The organism is Rhodococcus sp. DMF-1 (genome assembly GCF_021441945.1).
Taxonomy (GTDB): domain Bacteria; phylum Actinomycetota; class Actinomycetes; order Mycobacteriales; family Mycobacteriaceae; genus Rhodococcus; species Rhodococcus ruber.
In genome coordinates, this window is the sequence record NZ_CP090442.1 from 4240773 (window position 1) to 4257843 (window position 17071).

General features: G+C 71.9%; 15 protein-coding genes. 6 read left to right on the forward strand and 9 right to left on the reverse strand.

Annotation, left to right across the window (positions count from 1 at the left end; all coding sequences use genetic code 11):
- Nucleotides 1-13: 13 nt before the first annotated feature.
- Complete coding sequence (locus LZP97_RS19455; protein ID WP_048771310.1) at nt 14-1159, reverse strand: LLM class flavin-dependent oxidoreductase; 1146 nt, start codon at nt 1157-1159, stop codon at nt 14-16.
- Nucleotides 1160-1263: 104 nt separating this feature from the next.
- Between LZP97_RS19455 and LZP97_RS19460 the strand changes: the two genes are divergently transcribed.
- Nucleotides 1264-2091, forward strand: coding sequence for an esterase/lipase family protein (locus LZP97_RS19460; RefSeq protein WP_017680165.1), 828 nt, complete (start codon nt 1264-1266; stop codon nt 2089-2091).
- Nucleotides 2092-2100: 9 nt separating this feature from the next.
- Here LZP97_RS19460 and LZP97_RS19465 read toward each other — a convergent pair whose 3' ends face one another.
- Nucleotides 2101-3084: a DUF389 domain-containing protein gene (locus tag LZP97_RS19465; protein ID WP_017680166.1), complete on the reverse strand. Its 984-nt coding sequence runs from the start codon at nt 3082-3084 to the stop codon at nt 2101-2103.
- A gap of 107 nt (nt 3085-3191) precedes the next feature.
- On the opposite strand from LZP97_RS19465, the gene LZP97_RS19470 reads away from it, so the two are divergent.
- From LZP97_RS19470 to LZP97_RS19485, 4 genes are all read left to right on the forward strand, one after another.
- A complete protein-coding gene (locus LZP97_RS19470; protein WP_225222708.1) occupies nt 3192-3575 on the forward strand; it encodes a sigma factor-like helix-turn-helix DNA-binding protein in 384 nt (127 codons plus the stop codon).
- The gene (locus tag LZP97_RS19475) at nt 3527-3973 is read left to right on the forward strand and encodes a hypothetical protein (protein ID WP_225222707.1); all 447 of its coding nucleotides are present in this window, start codon (nt 3527-3529) and stop codon (nt 3971-3973) included. Before LZP97_RS19470 ends, LZP97_RS19475 begins: the two co-directional genes overlap by 49 nt.
- 84 nt (nt 3974-4057) lie before the next feature.
- The gene (locus LZP97_RS19480; protein WP_048771668.1) at nt 4058-4510 is read left to right on the forward strand and encodes a DUF6069 family protein; all 453 of its coding nucleotides are present in this window, start codon (nt 4058-4060) and stop codon (nt 4508-4510) included.
- A gap of 319 nt (nt 4511-4829) precedes the next feature.
- Nucleotides 4830-5045, forward strand: a complete 216-nt coding sequence (locus tag LZP97_RS19485; RefSeq protein WP_010594180.1) for a hypothetical protein — start codon at nt 4830-4832, stop codon at nt 5043-5045.
- Nucleotides 5046-5058: 13 nt separating this feature from the next.
- On the opposite strand, the gene LZP97_RS19490 is transcribed toward LZP97_RS19485, so the two are convergent.
- From LZP97_RS19490 to LZP97_RS19520, 7 genes are all read right to left on the reverse strand, one after another.
- A complete protein-coding gene (locus LZP97_RS19490; protein WP_010594181.1) occupies nt 5059-5550 on the reverse strand; it encodes a TspO/MBR family protein in 492 nt (163 codons plus the stop codon).
- 35 nt (nt 5551-5585) lie between these two features.
- The gene (locus LZP97_RS19495) at nt 5586-5831 is read right to left on the reverse strand and encodes a hypothetical protein (RefSeq protein WP_159105358.1); all 246 of its coding nucleotides are present in this window, start codon (nt 5829-5831) and stop codon (nt 5586-5588) included.
- A 16-nt stretch (nt 5832-5847) separates the two neighbouring features.
- Nucleotides 5848-7560, reverse strand: coding sequence for an ABC transporter permease (locus LZP97_RS19500; protein ID WP_048771306.1), 1713 nt, complete (start codon nt 7558-7560; stop codon nt 5848-5850).
- Nucleotides 7557-8498 carry an ABC transporter ATP-binding protein gene (locus tag LZP97_RS19505; RefSeq protein WP_017680172.1) on the reverse strand — a complete coding sequence of 314 codons (942 nt, stop codon included), beginning with the start codon at nt 8496-8498 and terminating at the stop codon, nt 7557-7559. Before LZP97_RS19505 ends, LZP97_RS19500 begins: the two co-directional genes overlap by 4 nt.
- A gap of 69 nt (nt 8499-8567) precedes the next feature.
- Nucleotides 8568-11153, reverse strand: coding sequence for a cation-translocating P-type ATPase (locus LZP97_RS19510; RefSeq protein WP_234574892.1), 2586 nt, complete (start codon nt 11151-11153; stop codon nt 8568-8570).
- A 196-nt stretch (nt 11154-11349) separates the two neighbouring features.
- Nucleotides 11350-12651, reverse strand: coding sequence for an MFS transporter (locus tag LZP97_RS19515; protein ID WP_234574894.1), 1302 nt, complete (start codon nt 12649-12651; stop codon nt 11350-11352).
- Nucleotides 12652-12781: 130 nt separating this feature from the next.
- Nucleotides 12782-14449 carry a class I adenylate-forming enzyme family protein gene (locus tag LZP97_RS19520; RefSeq protein WP_017680175.1) on the reverse strand — a complete coding sequence of 556 codons (1668 nt, stop codon included), beginning with the start codon at nt 14447-14449 and terminating at the stop codon, nt 12782-12784.
- Nucleotides 14450-14737: 288 nt separating this feature from the next.
- Here LZP97_RS19520 and LZP97_RS19525 point away from each other — a divergent pair, with 288 nt between their 5' ends.
- Nucleotides 14738-17056, forward strand: coding sequence for an FHA domain-containing protein (locus LZP97_RS19525; protein ID WP_017680176.1), 2319 nt, complete (start codon nt 14738-14740; stop codon nt 17054-17056).
- The last annotated feature ends 15 nt before the right edge of the window (nt 17057-17071 follow it).

Consider the following 17071-nt stretch of genomic DNA (forward strand, 5'->3'; position numbering starts at 1 on the left):
CCGCCGGTTCGGCTCAGAGAGTCTCGGCCTCCCCGGCGGCGGACAGGTCGACCTTCGCGGGTATCACGAGCCGGTGCGGCGAGTCTGCGCCCTCGGCGACGAGCGAGGCGTGCGTCGGCGGGTCCGACGGCACGTGCGCCGGGCGGCGACGCTCGAATTCGGCGCGCAGCACGGGCACGACGTCGCGACCGAGGATCTCGATCTGCTCGAGCACCACGTCGAGGGGCAGGCCGGCGTGGTCCATGAGGAACAGCTGCCGCTGGTAGTCGCCCGCGTAGTCGGCGAAGCCGAGGGTGCGCTCGATCACCTGCTCGGGGGTGCCGACGGTGAGCGGGGTGGTCGCGGAGAAGTCCTCGAGCGACGGCCCGTGACCGTAGACGGGGGCGTTGTCGAAGTACGGCCGGAAGACGCGCTTGGCCTTCTCCTCGGTCTCGGCCATGAACACCTGGCCGCCCAGCCCGACGATCGCCTGGTCGGCGGCACCGTGGCCGTACTGCTCGAACCGGGTGCGGTAGAGGCCGATCATCTGCTGGATGTGTTCGCGGTTCCAGAAGATGTTGTTGTGGAAGAAGCCGTCGCCGTAGAACGCGGCCTGCTCGGCGATCTCCGGCGAGCGGATCGAGCCGTGCCACACGAACGGCGGGGTGTCGTCGAGAGGCCACGGAGTCGAGGTGTAGCCGCGCAGCGGGGTGCGGAACCTGCCTTCCCACTCGAGGTCCTTCTCCCGCCAGAGCCGGCGCAGCAGGTGGTAGTTCTCGATCGCGAGCGGAATGCCCTGTCGGATGTCCTTGCCGAACCACGGGTAGACCGGGCCGGTGTTGCCCCGGCCCATCATGAGGTCGACGCGGCCGCCGGACAGGTGCTGCAGCATCGCGAAGTCCTCGGCGATCTTGACCGGGTCGTTCGTCGTGATCAGGGTGGTCGCGGTCGAGAGGATCAGTTTCTCGGTCTTCGCCGCGATCCAGCCGAGCATGGTGGTCGGCGACGACGGGACGAAGGGCGGGTTGTGGTGCTCGCCGCTCGCGAAGACGTCGAGCCCGACCTCCTCGGCCTTCAGCGCGATCTCCGTCATGGCGACGATCCGCTCGTGCTCGGTGGGGATGCGGCCCGTGGTGGGGTCGCGGGTGACGTCGCCGATGGTGAAGATGCCGAACTGCACGGGTGCCTCCGTCTAATCGTTGATTGCTCAACTATACGAACGGCGGGGGCTCGCCGGTATTCCCCCTCCGGCCGTTCCGGCCCCCGCCTGGACCTCGGCGGTGCATGATCGGCGTCATGATCCGCACACTCGCGGTCGCCGGTCTCCTGGTGCTGGGCGGCAGTGTCGCCGCGAGTCCGTCGGCCTCCGCCGACGAGCCGACCGGCCCACCGCAGAGCACCTTCGGCGCCGCGCTCGCCTACTCGCTGGTGCATCCCGGGGTCGTCCCGGCCGGGACGAACGACTTCGGCTGCGTGCCTGTGCCGGAGCACCCCGAGCCGGTGGTGCTCGTCCACGGCTTCCTGGAGAACTCCTACGCCAACTGGGCCGGATTGGCGCCGGCGCTGAAGACCGAGGGGTACTGCGTGTTCGCACTCGACTACGGCGCCCCGCCGGCCGAGCCGTTCAAGGCGCGGGAGCCGATCCCGGATGCCGCCGGCGAACTGGCGGCGTTCGTCGACGCCGTCCTGGCGGCAACCGGTGCGGAGCGGGTGTCCGTCGTCGGCCACTCCAAGGGCGGGGCCGTCCCCCGGTGGTACGTGCGGTTCCTCGGCGGGGCGGACAAGACCAGCCGCATCGTCGGGCTGGCGCCGGCGAACTACCCGTCGCTCGGGCCGCCGTCCGTCGCGCAGGACGCCGTGCTCGCCGAACTCAACGCGGGCAGCGACACCGTCGAAGGGGTTTCCTACACGGTCGTCGCCACCAGATACGACCAGGTGATCATCCCCTACACGGCGTCGTTCCTCACCGGCCCCGGCGCGCGGAACATCCTGCTGCAGGACGTGTGCCCGGCGAACACCGCCGACCACGTCTCGATCCCCTACGATCCCGTCGCCGAGCAGCTCGTGCTGGCCGCGCTGGACCCGTCCGCGGACCGGCCGGTCGTGTGCTGACCGCGGCCGCTACCCGCCCGGCAGGCGCCGCGTTCCCCCGATGACGAGGGTGACCTCGACGTCGACGTCGCGCAGACCCGCCTCGTTCAGGGCCTCGCGCAGCGTCGCCGGGTCCGCCTCCGGCGGCGGCCCGAGCGCCTCGATCCAGAGCACGGACTGCCGGAACCCGATCTCGGTGATCGCCCAGCCCTGCTCCTGGGCCCACCGCTCGGCGACCGGAGCGACGTCGGCCTTCAGCGTCTCCTGCCGGATCACCCGGGTGCTGGACAGCCCCAGCGGCACCGCGACGACCACCACCGCGGCCACCACCGTGAGCAGGCTGAGGCCGCGCAGGTCCCCGACCTCGCGACCGGCGCGGCGCGCCGCCCCGCGCACCCCCGCGAACAGGAAGACCAGCGTGCCGGTGGCGACGATCGCCGCGACGTTCGTGGCGAACAGCAACAGCGCCCCACCGGCCTGGCGTGGCGCGTCGGACTCGAGGGTCAGGCCCACCACCGCGAGCGGCGGCACCAGCGAGATGGCGATCGCCACCCCGGGCAGGGCGTCGGACACGTCGCGCCGCACCAGCGCGAACGCCCCGACCGCGCCCGTGGCCAGGGCCGCGACGAGGTCGATCAGCCGCGGCGCGACCCGGCCCGCCACCTGGCTGTTGTTCTCGGCGAGCACATCCAGTGGATCGAGCAGGCCCACCGCGTATCCCGTCGCCACCACCGCGGCCGCACCCGCCGCGACGAGCAACGCGGAGGCGACCAGGTTGCGATGATCGTTGAGCACCACCGCCAGGGCCGTCCCGACGATCGGCGTCATCAACGGGGCGACGATCATGGCGCCGATGACGGTGGCGGTGGAGTCCGCGACGACGCCCGCCGAGGCGATGACCGAGGCCAGCACGAGCAGGGTCCAGAACGTCGCGCGCCGCGACCGCGGCTGGGCGTCCTCGGACAGGAACAGCGTGGCGGTCATCCGCTCGATGTCCTCGGCGGTCGGTCTCACGGAAGCCTCCCTGGGTGCGTCGTGTCGCGAGTGCATCACAGCAGACGCCGGGCGCCCGCGCGATCGGGACACCGGTCCCTTCCGTCCGGGACACCGGTCGCGACACGATGTCCCGCACCGGACGGAGGAGGACGCACGCGGTGACGACGGACGAGGCGGTGACGACGGACAAGGCGGCGACACGACCCTCGACGCTGATCGCTGCCCTCCCGCACCGCTACCGCGCCGTGCTGCACCTGCGCATCGCGTGTGGCCTGTCGATCACCGACACGGCTCGTGCCCTGAACACCGATGCCGCCTCCGTCCGGCTCGCTCAGCACCACGCTCTGAACCTGCTCCGGCACCAGCTCCGGCACTCCCGGAACATGTCGGACCCCCGGCGCACACTGATCACAGAACCGGGGACCACCTCGCCCGGACGTACCGAGGAGGAGCGAGTGTCATGGACACGGGGTGTGGGGCCTTCTTCAGCTGGACCTCACGACGGGTGACGTTGCCGCACTGCCTGCGGGCCGTCGCGGCGGGAACGCCCGCGCGGTCCGGGCTGACTCTCGATCGGCGGCTCGTCTCGGGCACCGTCCGCGGCCGGCTGCTGGCCTATCACGACGCGGACGACGACGCCGACTACGTGGCCCTGCTCATCGGCGACGTGGTCGGATCGGACGACGTGCCCGTGCGGGTCGTCGACGAGGAGCGGCTGCTGGTGGAGGGCGCGCGCAGCACCGAGCCGGCGGAGATCCTCGTGGGTGCCCCCGACGCCCGCGACCCGGACGCCGAGCAGCGCGAGCTCGACCGGCAGCTGTGCCTGGGTGGCCCCGTGCGTTCCATGCTCGCGCATTCCGGTGCGCGTTCGGTCACCGTGGACTGGTGCGCCGTGGCCGCCGCGTAGCTCGCGAGGAAAGAACTTGACCTCGAGTCGACTCGAGGTTGAACGATGGGCGACGTCAGTTCATCGGCCCTTCCGGAGGACATCATGAGTGTTGTCAAGCCTCTCGACCGCACCGCCACGCCGACCCTGCCCGCGTTCGCGCTCAGTCGTCCGATGGCGGTGCTCGTCCCGGTCGTCGTGGCTCTCGTCGCCAACATCGCCCTGTGGCTCGTCGGCCTCGCCGCCGGCGGCACGTTCGAGGTCACCAACGGTGACACCGTCGAAAGCGCCGCCCCGGGTGGCGTTCTCGTCATGACCGTCGTCCCGCTCACCGTGGGCATGGGTCTCGCGGCGCTGCTCAGCCTGCGCTGGTTCGGCATCGTCCGCGTCGCCGAGGTCGTGGGCGCGGTGGCCGCGCTCGGCACGATCGCGTCGACGATCGTCGCCGACTTCGACACCCCGAGCACGATCACACTCTCGCTGATGCACGTGGTGATCGCGATCGTCGTCGTCGGGGGGCTCGAGGCGATGCGCAACCGCATTGCAGCCCAGCGGTAGTCGCGCAGCGACGCCACCCGTCCGGGGTCACCGGCTCGAAGGTCCCGATTGTCGAGGGACCTTCGAGCCGCCGACGGCCCCTCCGTGGGCGCTGACCTACGGCACGGCGGCTGATGCCTCTTCCGTTTCTCCCCAGGGACTTTCGCATCGAACCGCGCGCCGGCTGCAGGTGGTGCCGGTTCCACGGGTGGCGCCGGCGTTTCGTCCGCAGCCGCCGTCCACAGGACCGAAGCACCCGACCGGCAGGGACGTACGTCCCGAGATCCGTTTCCCGGTAATCCGTCCGGCCCACACGGCGATTCGCAACGCGGCCGGTTCCGTGGAATTCCACGTCCGTCGCGTCTCCGGCGGGTGGGTGAGCCCGTACATCGTCGGCCATGCCCGCGTCGGCGAGACGTGGGTGCTCGGCTCCGGGGACTGGTCGGGGCACGACGTGCAGATCGCCGGCCCGCCCGCCATGATCCAGGCGACCGAGTTCCGGCTGCAGGCCGCCGGCGTGCCCGCGGACCGCCTCCGCCACGACCCGCTCTACTGACCTCCGCGCCCGCTCAGGACCGGTTGAGCCGCGCGATCCGGCCGCTGAGAACCGTGGCGAACGCGCACCACACCGCGTACGGACCGAGCGCGGCCCCTGCCGCCGGCTTCGCGACGGCGGCGCGACGCGCCAGGTCGGCACTGCTCACCGCGAGCGCTCCGGCGACCACCGTCGCCGGCACGAGCCGGTGCGCCTTGAAGAACACCCACGACCAGGACGCGTTGAGCACCAGATTCACCGCGAGGGCGGCCCGATAGTAGGTGGCCTCGTCGACCCGCGCCTCCGATTCGAGTTCGTCGATCGCCACCGCGGAACTCACCGCGATGTCGGCGTACAGCGCCGTCCACACGACGGGAAAGACCGCACCCGGCGGCTGGAACGACGGTTTGCGCAACCGCCGGTACCACCGCGTGTCCACGTCCCGCGAGGCGATCGATCCCGCCACCGCCGTCGCGGCGGTCGCCGCGGTCGTTCCGAGCAACGTGCGGCCGAACATGCTGGACATACCTGCTCTCCTCACTCTCGCCGTCGGCGAGGTCGTCACATCGCGTTGTCGGGGATCTGGGGGAAGGGCCGCTGCGGATGCGGGGGCGAGGGCTCGGGATCCGGTTCCGGCGGGAACGGCGGCTGCGGCTCCGGTGGGGTCGGCACCGGATTCGGCTCCGGCGGGAACGGTGACGGCGGCGTGGGCGTCGGTGGGACGGGCGGGGCCGGCTCGGGCGAGCCCGGCCCCGTGTCCGGGTCCGGTGTGGTCAGGCAGGGTGTGGTCAGGCAGGGGGTGGTCATGGCCGGTCCCTTCCGATCATCGGCGAGCGCTGTTCCGGGCATACCCGGAGCCGCGGCGGCGCAATCCCAGTGGGGCGGCGGACGGCGCCCCGTGCTCGGCCCGCGGACCCCAGCGGAAGGTGCGCGTCGCGACGAGCGCGGCGGCGACGAGCCAGGCAGCCATCACCGCGAGGGCGCCCCACAGGATCCGGGAACCGGACGGATCCAGGGCTGCGGCAAGTGAATTCGAGAAATGCTTCAACGGAAAGACCGATCCCACCGTCTGCATCCAACCGGGGGTGTCGCCGAGGAAGAAGATGTCGGAGAAGAACGCGAGCGGGAGGAGGATCGCGAGGCCGACCGCGGAGACCGCCTTGCTGCTCGGCAGCACCGCAGCGAGAGCGAAACCGCACGCAGCCAACGTCGCGGTGCCGAGCACCACCACAGCGGCGGCGAGGAACACGCCGGGCCACGTGAGGACGAGGCCGAAGAAGACGACACCGACGGCCACGACCAGAACTGCGGTGACCAGGGCAATCCACAGCGTCGACACGGTGTGCCCGGCCATGAAATCGACCGGCCCGAGCGGGGTGCCGCGCAGCCGCTTCAACACCCCACGGTCCCGGGCCCGCACCACCGCCTCGGGCATGTTGACGAAGGCGGTGACCGCTGCGCCCCACGCCGCCATGCCCGCCGCCGAGGACAGTTCCGGCGGCACCCCGTCGGCGGCGGCACCGTCCGGCAGCACGGCCATGATGAAGGCGTACAGGCCGACCGGCAGGGCGACGGCGAAGAAGACCCATCCCGGGTCGCGCGCGGCCGCTCGCGTGGCCCAGCCGACCTGGCCGAGGACCAGCCGGGCCGTGGAGGGCCGTCCGGGCGCGTCGGCATCGACGGCCCGGTCCCGTCGCGACGCAACAGCCGGGGCGGGCGCGCGCCCGGTGCCGCCCCGCGCGGGGTCCCAGCCGAAGGCGCGCACCGCGACGAGGGATGCGGCGAGCGTCCACGCCGCCATCACAGCCAGCGCACCGGGATCCCAGCCGCCGCCGGAGGCGAACGGATCGAACTGCCCCTGCAGCGCCTCGTTGAACGGCTTCAGCGGGAAGACGGACGCGATCGAATCCGCCCACCCCGGCAGGTCGCCGACGATGAAGAGCCCCGAGAGGAACCCGAGCGCCACGGCGCCGGCGATCGACACGGCCTCCGCGACGGCGGCGGACGGGGACAGCGCGGCCACGGCCAGCCCGAGCGCCGCGAAACAGGCGATCCCCACGGCGATCGTCACGACGGTGGCCGGTGCGGTGCGCCACAGGATCTGCACGTCGTAGGCGAGCGCCCCGACGATCAGCATCGTCAGCACCGAGCACAACGCGAACACCACGGCGCCCCCGACGCGGCCGGCGAGGTAGATCCAGGCGGGCAGGGGGGTTCCGCGCACCCGCTTCAGCACCCCCTGCTCCCGCGCGGTGGCCAGTGCCGTCGCCACGGTCGGCCAGGCGGCGTAGAGCACGCCCATCACCACAGCGGTGGGCGTGACGAACTGCATCACGCGCACGCCGCTGTCCTCGTCCACGGTGGCGTTACCGGCAAGGAACCCGATGACGACCAGCCAGGTGAGGGGGAACAGGAAGGTGAAGACGAAGACGACCCGCACACGCCACAGGTCCACGACGGTGTGGCGCAGCTGCTCGGCGAGCAGGCCGGCCGCGGCCGGGCGCCCGGTCCGTGCGGCGGTCCCGGGGAAGCTCACGACGACACCTCCGCCGAGCGGGCGATCTCGCGCCGCAGGTCGTGCCGGGCCACCAGCTCGAGGTAGACGTCCTCGAGCGACGGGCGGGCGACGGTCAGGGCGGGCAGTTCGAGTCCGCGGTCCTGGGCCCAGCCGGTGAGCCGACGCAGCGCCGCGGTCGGGGTGGACGTGCGGAGCTGCCACTCCGCGCCGTCGGTGGCCAGCGGTCCGCCCAGGTCGGGCAGCTCCGACGGTGCCGCGCCGGGCGGCAGTCGGAAGCTCACCACGGCGGCACTGCCCTGTTCGCCGCCGATCTCGCCGGGCGTACCCACGGCGATCATCCGTCCGGCGACGACGATGCCCACCCGGTCCGCGAGGTGCTCCGCCTCGTCCATGTAGTGGGTCGTGAGCAGGACGGTCTTGCCGAGGCCCCGCAGGGACTCGACGAGATCCCAGGCGCGGCGCCGGGCGGCGGGGTCGAACCCGGTGGTCGGTTCGTCGAGGAACAGCAGGTCGGGGTCGCCGACGAGGCCGAGCGCCAGGTCGAGGCGGCGGCGCTGGCCCCCGGAGAGGGTCTCGACCTTGGCGTCGCGCTTGTCGGTCAGGCCCACCAGCTCCACGACGTCGTCCACACCCAGCCGGCGCGGATACAGGGACCGGTAGTGGCGGACGAGCTCCCGGACGGTGAAGTGCTCCTCGAAACCGGCCTCCTGCAGGACGATTCCGATGCGTTCGCGAAAGTCCCGCCCCCCGGTCTCCGGGTCGAATCCGAGCACGTCGACGTGTCCGGACGTGCGCCGGCGGTGTCCCTCGAGAATCTCGACGAGGGTGGTCTTGCCCGCGCCGTTCGGTCCCAGCAGCGCGAAGACCTCACCGGCCCGCACCGCGAACGACACCCCGTCGACGGCCCGCACGTCTCCGTAGTGCTTGTGCAGATCCGTGACCGTGACGACATCCATGCGACTCCTCCCCATCGGTCCCATCGTGCGCGTGCGGCGGGATGCCCGCACCCCGAACGCCCCGCGGGCTCACCGTCGGCGACGGCGCACCCGCTTGTACACGGAGTCGACCACGAGGACCGCGGGGATGCCCAGCAGCGCGACACCCAGCGCCTCGAGCGGCGGAACCGCGTGCCCGAGAACGTCGGCGACCGGGCCGACACCGAGGAAGACGACGAGGGCGACGAGTTCGGCGAGCACGGCCCACAGCAGCAGCCGGTTCGAGCCCCACCCGAGCTGCCACGGCGGCCGGGTCGCGCTGCGGCAGGCGAACGCGGCGCCCACCTGACCGAGGACGACGGCGGCGAACGCGGCGCCGGAGGCCGCGAGAAGCGCCGGACCGGTGGGAAATTCGCCCCCGGGACGCCAACCCGCGACGAGCAGCGCGACGAGGAACGCACTCATCTCGACGATCGCCTCGGTCGGTCCGAGCACGCCGAACACCCGGACCAGCAGGGTCCGGTCGACGAGGTGGCGGCGTTCCGGCGGGCGTTTCAGCGTGTCCCGGCTCGGGGGCTCGCCGCCGAGGGCGAGCGCCGGCAGCAGATCGGTGCCGATGTCGATGCACAGGATCTGCAGCACCCCCAGGGCGAGCGGGAACTGCCCGCCCGACAGTCCCCACAGCGCGAAGGGCGTCAGTTCGGCCACGTTGGAGGTCAGGTGATAGCTGAGGAAGCGGCGGATGTTGGCGTAGGTGGCCCGGCCCTGTTCCACCGCGGTGAGGATGGTTGCGAAGTCGTCGTCGAGCAGCACCAGATCGGCGGCCTCGCGCGCGACGTCGGTGCCGCCCTCGCCCATCGCCACCCCGATGTCGGCCTGCCGCAGGGCCGGTCCGTCGTTGACACCGTCGCCGGTCATCGCGACGACGTGACCGCGGTCCTGCAGGGCCCTGGCCACGCGCAGCTTCTGCTCGGGCGAGACCCGGCTGATCACGACGCCGTCCCGGTCGAGGAGGGCACCGAGCAGCTGATCGTCCTCGGGCAGGTCCTTGCCCTGCACCACCTTGCCCTCTGCGCCGAGCAGGCCGATCTCGCGGGCGATGGCGCGCGCGGTCTCGGGATGGTCGCCGGTGAGCATCGCGACCTTGATGCCGGCGCCGCGGGCGGCCCGCAGCGCGGCCGGGACGGCGGTCCGCGGCGGATCCTCCATGCCGAGCAGGCCGAGGAGTTCGAGGTCGCGTTCGGCGAGGTCCGGGTCGGTCTCCGCGCCGGGATCGGCCAGGGTCCGGCGGGCGACGGCGAGCACCCGCAGGCCCCGCGACGCCATGTCCGCGAGCGCCTCCTCCGCCCGGTCGACGAGCTCGCCCGGCTCGGCGCAGCGCGGAAGCACCGCGTCCGGGGCGCCCTTGAGAAGCAGCCGCCCGCCCACGATCACCGATTCGCGGCGGCGCCGGGGATCGAACACGAACCGGCGGGTGACCGGCCCCGGCTGTGCGCCGGGACCGGCGAGACGGGCCGCGAACGCGGCGATCGCCGCCTCCATCGGGTCGCCGACCGCCCGCCACTCGTCGTCGTCGAGGGTGATTCCGCCCTTCGAGGCGGCCGCGCCGGCGAGACCGGCGGTCGCGGCCGCCGCCACCGCCGGCTCCGGGCCGGTCACCGCACCGGTGGGCGCATACCCCTCCCCGCGCACGGCGACGGTCCCGGCCGGGGTCCACGCCTCGACGACGTTCATCTGGTTCTGGGTGAGCGTGCCCGTCTTGTCGGTGCAGACGAACGTCGTCGCACCGAGGGTCTCGACGGCCTCGAGGTTGCGCACCAGCGCGTTGTCGCGGGCCATGCGCTGCGCCCCCATCGCCAGCGACAGCGTCACGGTGGGCAGCAGCCCCTCGGGCACGAGGGCGACGGTGATGCCCACCGCGAAGAGGAAGGCGTCCTGCCAGGAGATCCCCACCAGGAGAGACACGGCGAAGAACACCGCGCCGACGCCGACGGAACCGAAGGCGAGCGTCCGGACGATGCGCTGGATCTCCCGATCGAGCGGGCCGGGTGGACGTCGCACCGACGTGGTCAGGGCTGCGATACCGGCGAGGCGGGTGTTCGCACCCGTGGCTGTCACGATCCCTTCGGATTCGCCCTCGGCGACGAACGTTCCGGCGAACACGGCCGCGCCGGCCGTGCGGAGCACCGGTTCGCTCTCCCCGGTGAGGGTGGATTCGTCGAAGGTGCAGCGGCCCGCGACCGCGAGGGTCAGATCGGCCGGGACCCGGTCGCCGCCGGTGAGCACGACGACGTCGCCGACCACCAGGTCACGGGCGTCGACCGTGCGCAGCGCCCCGTCCCGGCGCACCACGATGGTGGTGGGCAACAGCTCGCCGAGGCGTTCGGCGGCCTTCTCCGCGCGTTCCTGCTGCACGAAGGCGAAAATGCCGTTGACGACGATCACCACGATCACGGCGATGCCCAGCTCCGGCATGCCCGCGACGAACGCGAGGGCCGAAGCGAACCACAACAGCAGCGCGAAGAAGTGCGTGAGCTGCGCGATCAGCCTGCGCCACCACGGCACTCGCCGCGCGGCGGGGAGCTGGTTCGGGCCGTCGCGGGTCAGCCGCGCGGCGGCCTCACTTCCGGTGAGACCGCCGCCGGGGAGCACCTGCGGACCGGAATGTGCCTGCACACCGCCTCCTCGCCCACCCGGGATGCGTCACCGCGACCGGGGTCGGCCCCCGTCGCGGCAGGCCCAGCGTATCGGCACGGGGGCTGTCGCGGACGCGACTGCGCCCCACCCGTCGCGGACGCGACTGCGTCCCACCCGTCGCGGACGCGACTGCGCCCCACCGCCACGATGCCGGTGGGGCGCAGGGGACGAGCCGTCAGGCGTGCTCGAGGCGGATGCCCTTGGTCTCCCTCATGAAGATGCAGGCGATGCCGGTCAGCACGCACAGCACCATGATGTACACGCTGAACGCCCATCCGAGGCCGCGGCCGATCAGCAGCTGGTTCAGGTACGGGGCGGTGCCGCCGAACACCGCGACCGAGAACGAGTACGCGAAGCCGATCGCCTGGGTCCGCAGCCGGGTGGGGAAGCTCTCCGACAGCGTCGCCGACAGCACCGACGCGGGAACGGAGATGACGAGCAGCGCGACCGTCGTCGCGACGAGGAGGGTCCATCCGGCCGAGGAGATCATCATCGTCAGCGGCAGCTGCAGCACGAGCATCAGGCCGGCGAACGCGAACAGCATGGGACGGCGGCCGATCCGGTCCGACAGCATGCCCCAGAAGGGCAGGGAGATCAGCGCTATCGACTGGGCGATCACCGACATCCAGTAGGCGACGTCGGGGTCCATGCCCTGCTGGGTGATGGCGTAGGTGGAGACGTACGACGTCCAGGTGTAGTGCGCGGCGGTGATGCCGGAGGTCATGCCGATCATCAGCAGGATCGCGCGGACGACGGTCCTGCGCGGGATGCGCGGCTGCTCGTCCTGCTCCTGGTGGGCGTCGAACACGTCGCTCTCGTCCATGCTGCGGCGCAGGTACAGGGCGACCAGGGCCAGGCAGGCACCGATGAGGAACGGGATGCGCCAACCCCATTCGGCGACGGCGGTTTCGGAGAGCGACGAGGTGACCGCGCCGCCGATGCTGTAGGCAAGGACCGAGCCGCCGAAGATCGCGATGAAGGCGACGCTGCCCCACATGCCGCGGCGGTGCGGCGGGGCGATCTCGCCGACGTACGAGTAGGCGGTGGCCGATTCACCGCCGTGGGCGAAGCCCTGCATGATCCGCGCGGCGAGCAGGATCAGCGACGCCCAGGCTCCGATGGACTCGTAGGTGGGCATGATGCCGATGACGAGGCTGCCCGTCGCCATCATGAGCATCGTGGTGACGAGGACGAACTTGCGGCCCCGCCGGTCGGCGATGCGGCCGAACACGATGCCGCCGAGGGGACGCATGAGGAAACCGACGGCGAAGACCGCGAGCGTCGACAGCAGCGCGGAGATCGGATCGGAGTTGTTGAACATCACCGCGGCAATGAACGGGGCGAAGACCGCGTAGGCGCTCCACTCGTACCACTCGAGTACGTTGCCGACCGCGCTGGCGAACAGCGATTTCTTCTTCGAGGCCAGGGTGGGCGCGGTGTCGACCGCATCCCGGGGGTTCCGGACGTCGGTGTTCACGTGGTGTCTCTTTTCGTTCGCGGGAGCAGTGGCCGAATGTCACATCGGTTCGATGTGACCGAACCGGTGTGACATTCGGTCGGTCGGTCGGTCGGTCGGTCATTCGGTCGGGTGGGAGGGGGGCGGATCGTCAGGTGGTCGCGGTGGGGGCGGTGCGGTCGCGCAGGTCGCTGCGCCGGATCTTGCCGGTCTGGGTCTTGGGGAGGTTCTCGACGATGTGGACCCGGCGGGGCCGCTTGTAGGCGGCGAGGCGCTCACGGGCGAAGTCCACGAGTTCGTCCTCGGTGGCGTGGGCGTCGCGTTCGAGCGACACGAATGCCACCACGGATTCGCCCTGGTAGTCGTCGGGCTGACCGACGACGGCGGCCTCGTGGACGGCGGGGTGCTCGTAGAGGGCGTCCTCGACCTCGCGGGGCCACACCTTGTATCCGGAGACGTTGATCTGATCCTTGAGGCGGTCCACCAGGTAGACCCAGCCGTGCCGGTCGATGATCGCGCCGTCGCCGGTGCGCAGCCGTCCGCCGGGCAGGGTGGAGGCCGATGCCTCGGGCTTGCGCCAGTACCCCGAGATCACCTGCGGGCCGGCCAGTTCCAGTTCCCCCTGCGTGCCGGGTTCGACGGCGGCACCGTCCGCGTCGACGACCCGCGCATCGATCAGGGGCAGCGGGACGCCGATCGCGAGGGTGCCGCTGGCGGGGTCCACGGGTGCCCGCCGCCCGGGGGGCACCGCGATGACGCCCGAGGACGTCTCGGTCATCCCGTACGCGTTGTGGATGTACTTGCCGAACTTCGCTTCGAACTTCTCCACGGTCGCGGGCGGGATCGGTGCGCCGCCGGAGTAGAGGGTCTTGACCGACGCGAAGTGGCGGGCCTCGGCGCCGGGGGTTTCGTACAGGGCGTTGAACACCGTGATCGAGCCGATCGTGAACGTGACCCCGTGCTCGACGAGGGCCTCGAGCGCGACCTCGGCATTGAAGCGGTTGGCGAAGACCAGGGTGGTCGGGTGCACCAGCGCCAGGGTGGCGTTGATGACGGCGCCGGTGATGTGGAACAACGGCGCGACGGCGAACACCGCGTCGCCGGCGGTCAGGCCGACGAAGGAGCCGAAGGTGGTGGCCACGGCCAGCACGTTGGCGTGGGTGTTCATCGCGCCCTTCGGCGGTCCGGTGGTGCCCGAGGTGTAGGCGAGCAGGGCGACGTCGTCGCCGGTGATCTCGACGGGCGACGGCCGCCGGCCCCGGTGTTGTTCGATCAGCTCGACGAGGTCGCCGTCGGGCGCGGCCACGGCACGGTCCGTCGTCGGGAAGACCCGTGCGTCGTCGCGGCTCTGGAAATCCAGGTCGCTGGTGCTGACGATCCAGCGCACCGAGCTGTCGCGCACGGTGTCCGCGGTCTCCGCGACGGCGGTGTCGGCGCACACCATGCCGACGATCTCGGCGTCGTCGACGAGGCGGCGCAGTTCGGCTCGCCGGTACATGGGGTTGAGCACGAGCGCCGCGGCGCCGAGTTTCCACAGCGCGAGCAGGGTCAGCGCATACTGGGGGATGTTCTGCAGGTAGATGCCCACACGGTCGCCGCGCCGCACCCCGCGAGCGGCGAAGGCGACGGCGAGAGCGTCGGAGAGCTCGTCGGTCTCGCGGGCGGTCAGCACACCGTCGAAGTAGGCGATGGCCTTGCCGTCGGGGTCGGCATCCACGCGGGCGCGCCACGCGTCCACCAGGGAGACGAACGGCACCACCGGCTCGGGGTCGAGTCCGTTCGGGTAGAGCGCGGTCCAGGGGCGCATCTGGGACGTCACGACGCAGTTCCTTCCACTCGACTGCGGGGCCTTCCACCGCCACGACCGATCGCTCGGTCGGTAAGCGGTCTGTCAGTAGTGTCGTGGGCCACACAACCGCGTGTCAAATCGGACAGGACACACCCGTGGCGTCCGCATGCGGGCCCTGGCCTGGGCATTCCCGGAGTGGGAGAATCGGAGATCGAACGACCCCCGGCGCGCGACGCGACGAGCGGTCGGAAATCGTCGGTGGGCGGTCGAGAACCGCACGTCGGTACGAGCGGACACGGCTGACGGAAGGCCGAGACGATGGACGACGTGGACACCCGGCACGCGCAGGTTCTGCTCGAATGGGACAGCGGCCGCGCCGGCTACGACCCCGGAACGACGGTGCACATCGGCCGCGACCGATCGATGGATGTCACCCTCGAACACCCGGTGGTCTCCCGCGAACACGCGCTCCTGCAGTGGGAGGACGGCTGGTATCTCGTCGACTCCGGCAGCAAGAACGGGCTCTTCGTCGACGGCCGCCGGGTGGAGCGGATCCGGGTGACCGGCACGGTCGTCGCCCGCCTCGGCGACCGCGCCGAGGGACCGGACCTCCGGATCTCCGTCGCCGAACCCGAGGCGACCCGCGAACGCCGCGGGGGTCTGCTCGACCAGCTGACCGCGGTCCGGGCCGGCGAGACCCGCGGGGCGCGGCGCCGGACCCGCCGCGCGCCCCGCACCGGCGACGTGTCGATCGGCCGCGCCGCCGACAACACCGTCGTCGTCGACGACGTCCTGGCCTCCCGCCAGCACGCGGCCCTGCGCACCGGGCCGACCGGCCTCGAGATCGAGGACCTCGGCAGCGTCAACGGCACGTTCGTCGCGGGCACCCGCATCGATCACGCCGTCCTCGCCGAGGGCGACGTCGTGACGATCGGCAACACCGACCTCGTCGTCCGCGACGGCACCCTCGTCCCGCGGGAGAAGACGGCGGCGGCCACGACCGACGGGCTGCGCGTGCGCGCCGTCGGACTGACCATCGACGGGAGCCGGCGACTGCTGCACGACGTCACCCTGGCCGCGCCGCCCGGCACGCTCACCGCCGTCATCGGCCCCTCCGGTGCCGGCAAGTCCACCGTGGCCAAGATCGTCTCGGGCACCGGCAGTCCCACCGACGGGGTCGTGGAGTTCGACGGCCACAGCGTGCACGCCGAATATCAGGCGCTGCGCTCCCGGATCGGCCTCGTCCCCCAGGACGACGTGCTCCACCGGCAGCTCACCGTCCGCGAGGCCCTCGGTTACGCCGCCGAACTGCGGCTGCCGCCGGACACCACCCGCGCCGACCGCGAGGAGGTGATCGCCCGGGTGCTCGGCGAACTGCAGCTCACCGAACACGCCGGCACCCGGGTCGACCGCCTCTCCGGGGGGCAGCGCAAGCGCGCGTCGGTCGCCCTCGAACTGCTCACCGGGCCGTCGCTGCTGATCCTCGACGAACCCACCTCCGGCCTCGATCCGGCACTCGACCGGCAGATCATGACCACGCTGCGCCGCCTCGCCGACTCCGGCCGGGTCGTCCTCGTCATCACCCACTCCCTGTCCTACCTCGAACTGTGTGATCAGGTGCTGCTGCTCGCTCCCGGCGGCAAGACCGCCTATGTGGGGCCGCCCGGCGAGGTGGGCACCGCGCTCGGCAGCTCCGACTGGGCCGAGATCTTCGCCCGCGTCGCCGCCGAACCCGACGCGGTGCACGCCGAGCACCTCGCCCGCAGTGCGACCGTCGACCATCCACCCGCCGCGGCCCCCGGCCCGCTGGGCCGACCCGCCCACACCTCCCGTCGCAGACAGCTGAGCACCGTCGCGCGGCGGCAGATCCGGTTGATCCGCGCGGACCGCGGCTACCTGATCTTCCTGTCGCTGCTGCCGTTCATCCTCGGCGGGCTGTCGATCCTGGTGCCCGGCAGCGACGGATTCGGCCCGCCGAGCCCGGGTGCGGATCCGGGCGAGCTGGCGTTCATCCTCATCCTGCTGATCCTCGGGGCCTGCTTCATGGGCTCGTCGCTCACCGTCCGGGACCTCGTCGGCGAACGGATGATCTACCACCGCGAACGCGCCGCCGGGCTCGCACCGTCGGCGTACCTGATCGCGAAGATCGTGGTGTTCTGCGCCGCCGCGATCGTGCAGTCGTTCGTGCTGGTCCTCGTCGTCCTGGTCGGCAAGGGCGCCCCCGGTGCCGGCAGCGTGATTCCTTCCGGCAGCGTCGAACTCGTCGTCGATATCGCCCTGACCACGTGTGCCTGCGTGGTGGTCGGCCTGGCCCTGTCGGCCGTCGCCCGGTCCGGTGAACAGGTGATGCCGCTGCTCGTCGTGACGGTCATGGTGCAGCTCGTGCTCAGCGGTGGCCTGATCCCCATCACCGGGCGCGCCGTGCTCGCCCAGCTGTCGTGGCTGTCGCCGTCGCGGTGGGGCTACGCCGCGACCGCCTCGACCGTCGACCTGCGTGCCAAGGACCCGACCGCCGAGGCCGACGTGCTGTGGCAGCACGCCCCGTCGTGGTGGCTGCTCTCCGCCGGGATGCTGCTCCTCCTCGGCATCGTCTACGCCACGTTCACCTACACCCGGTTGCGGCTGCGCGCCCGGTGAGCGCGATGCCGATAT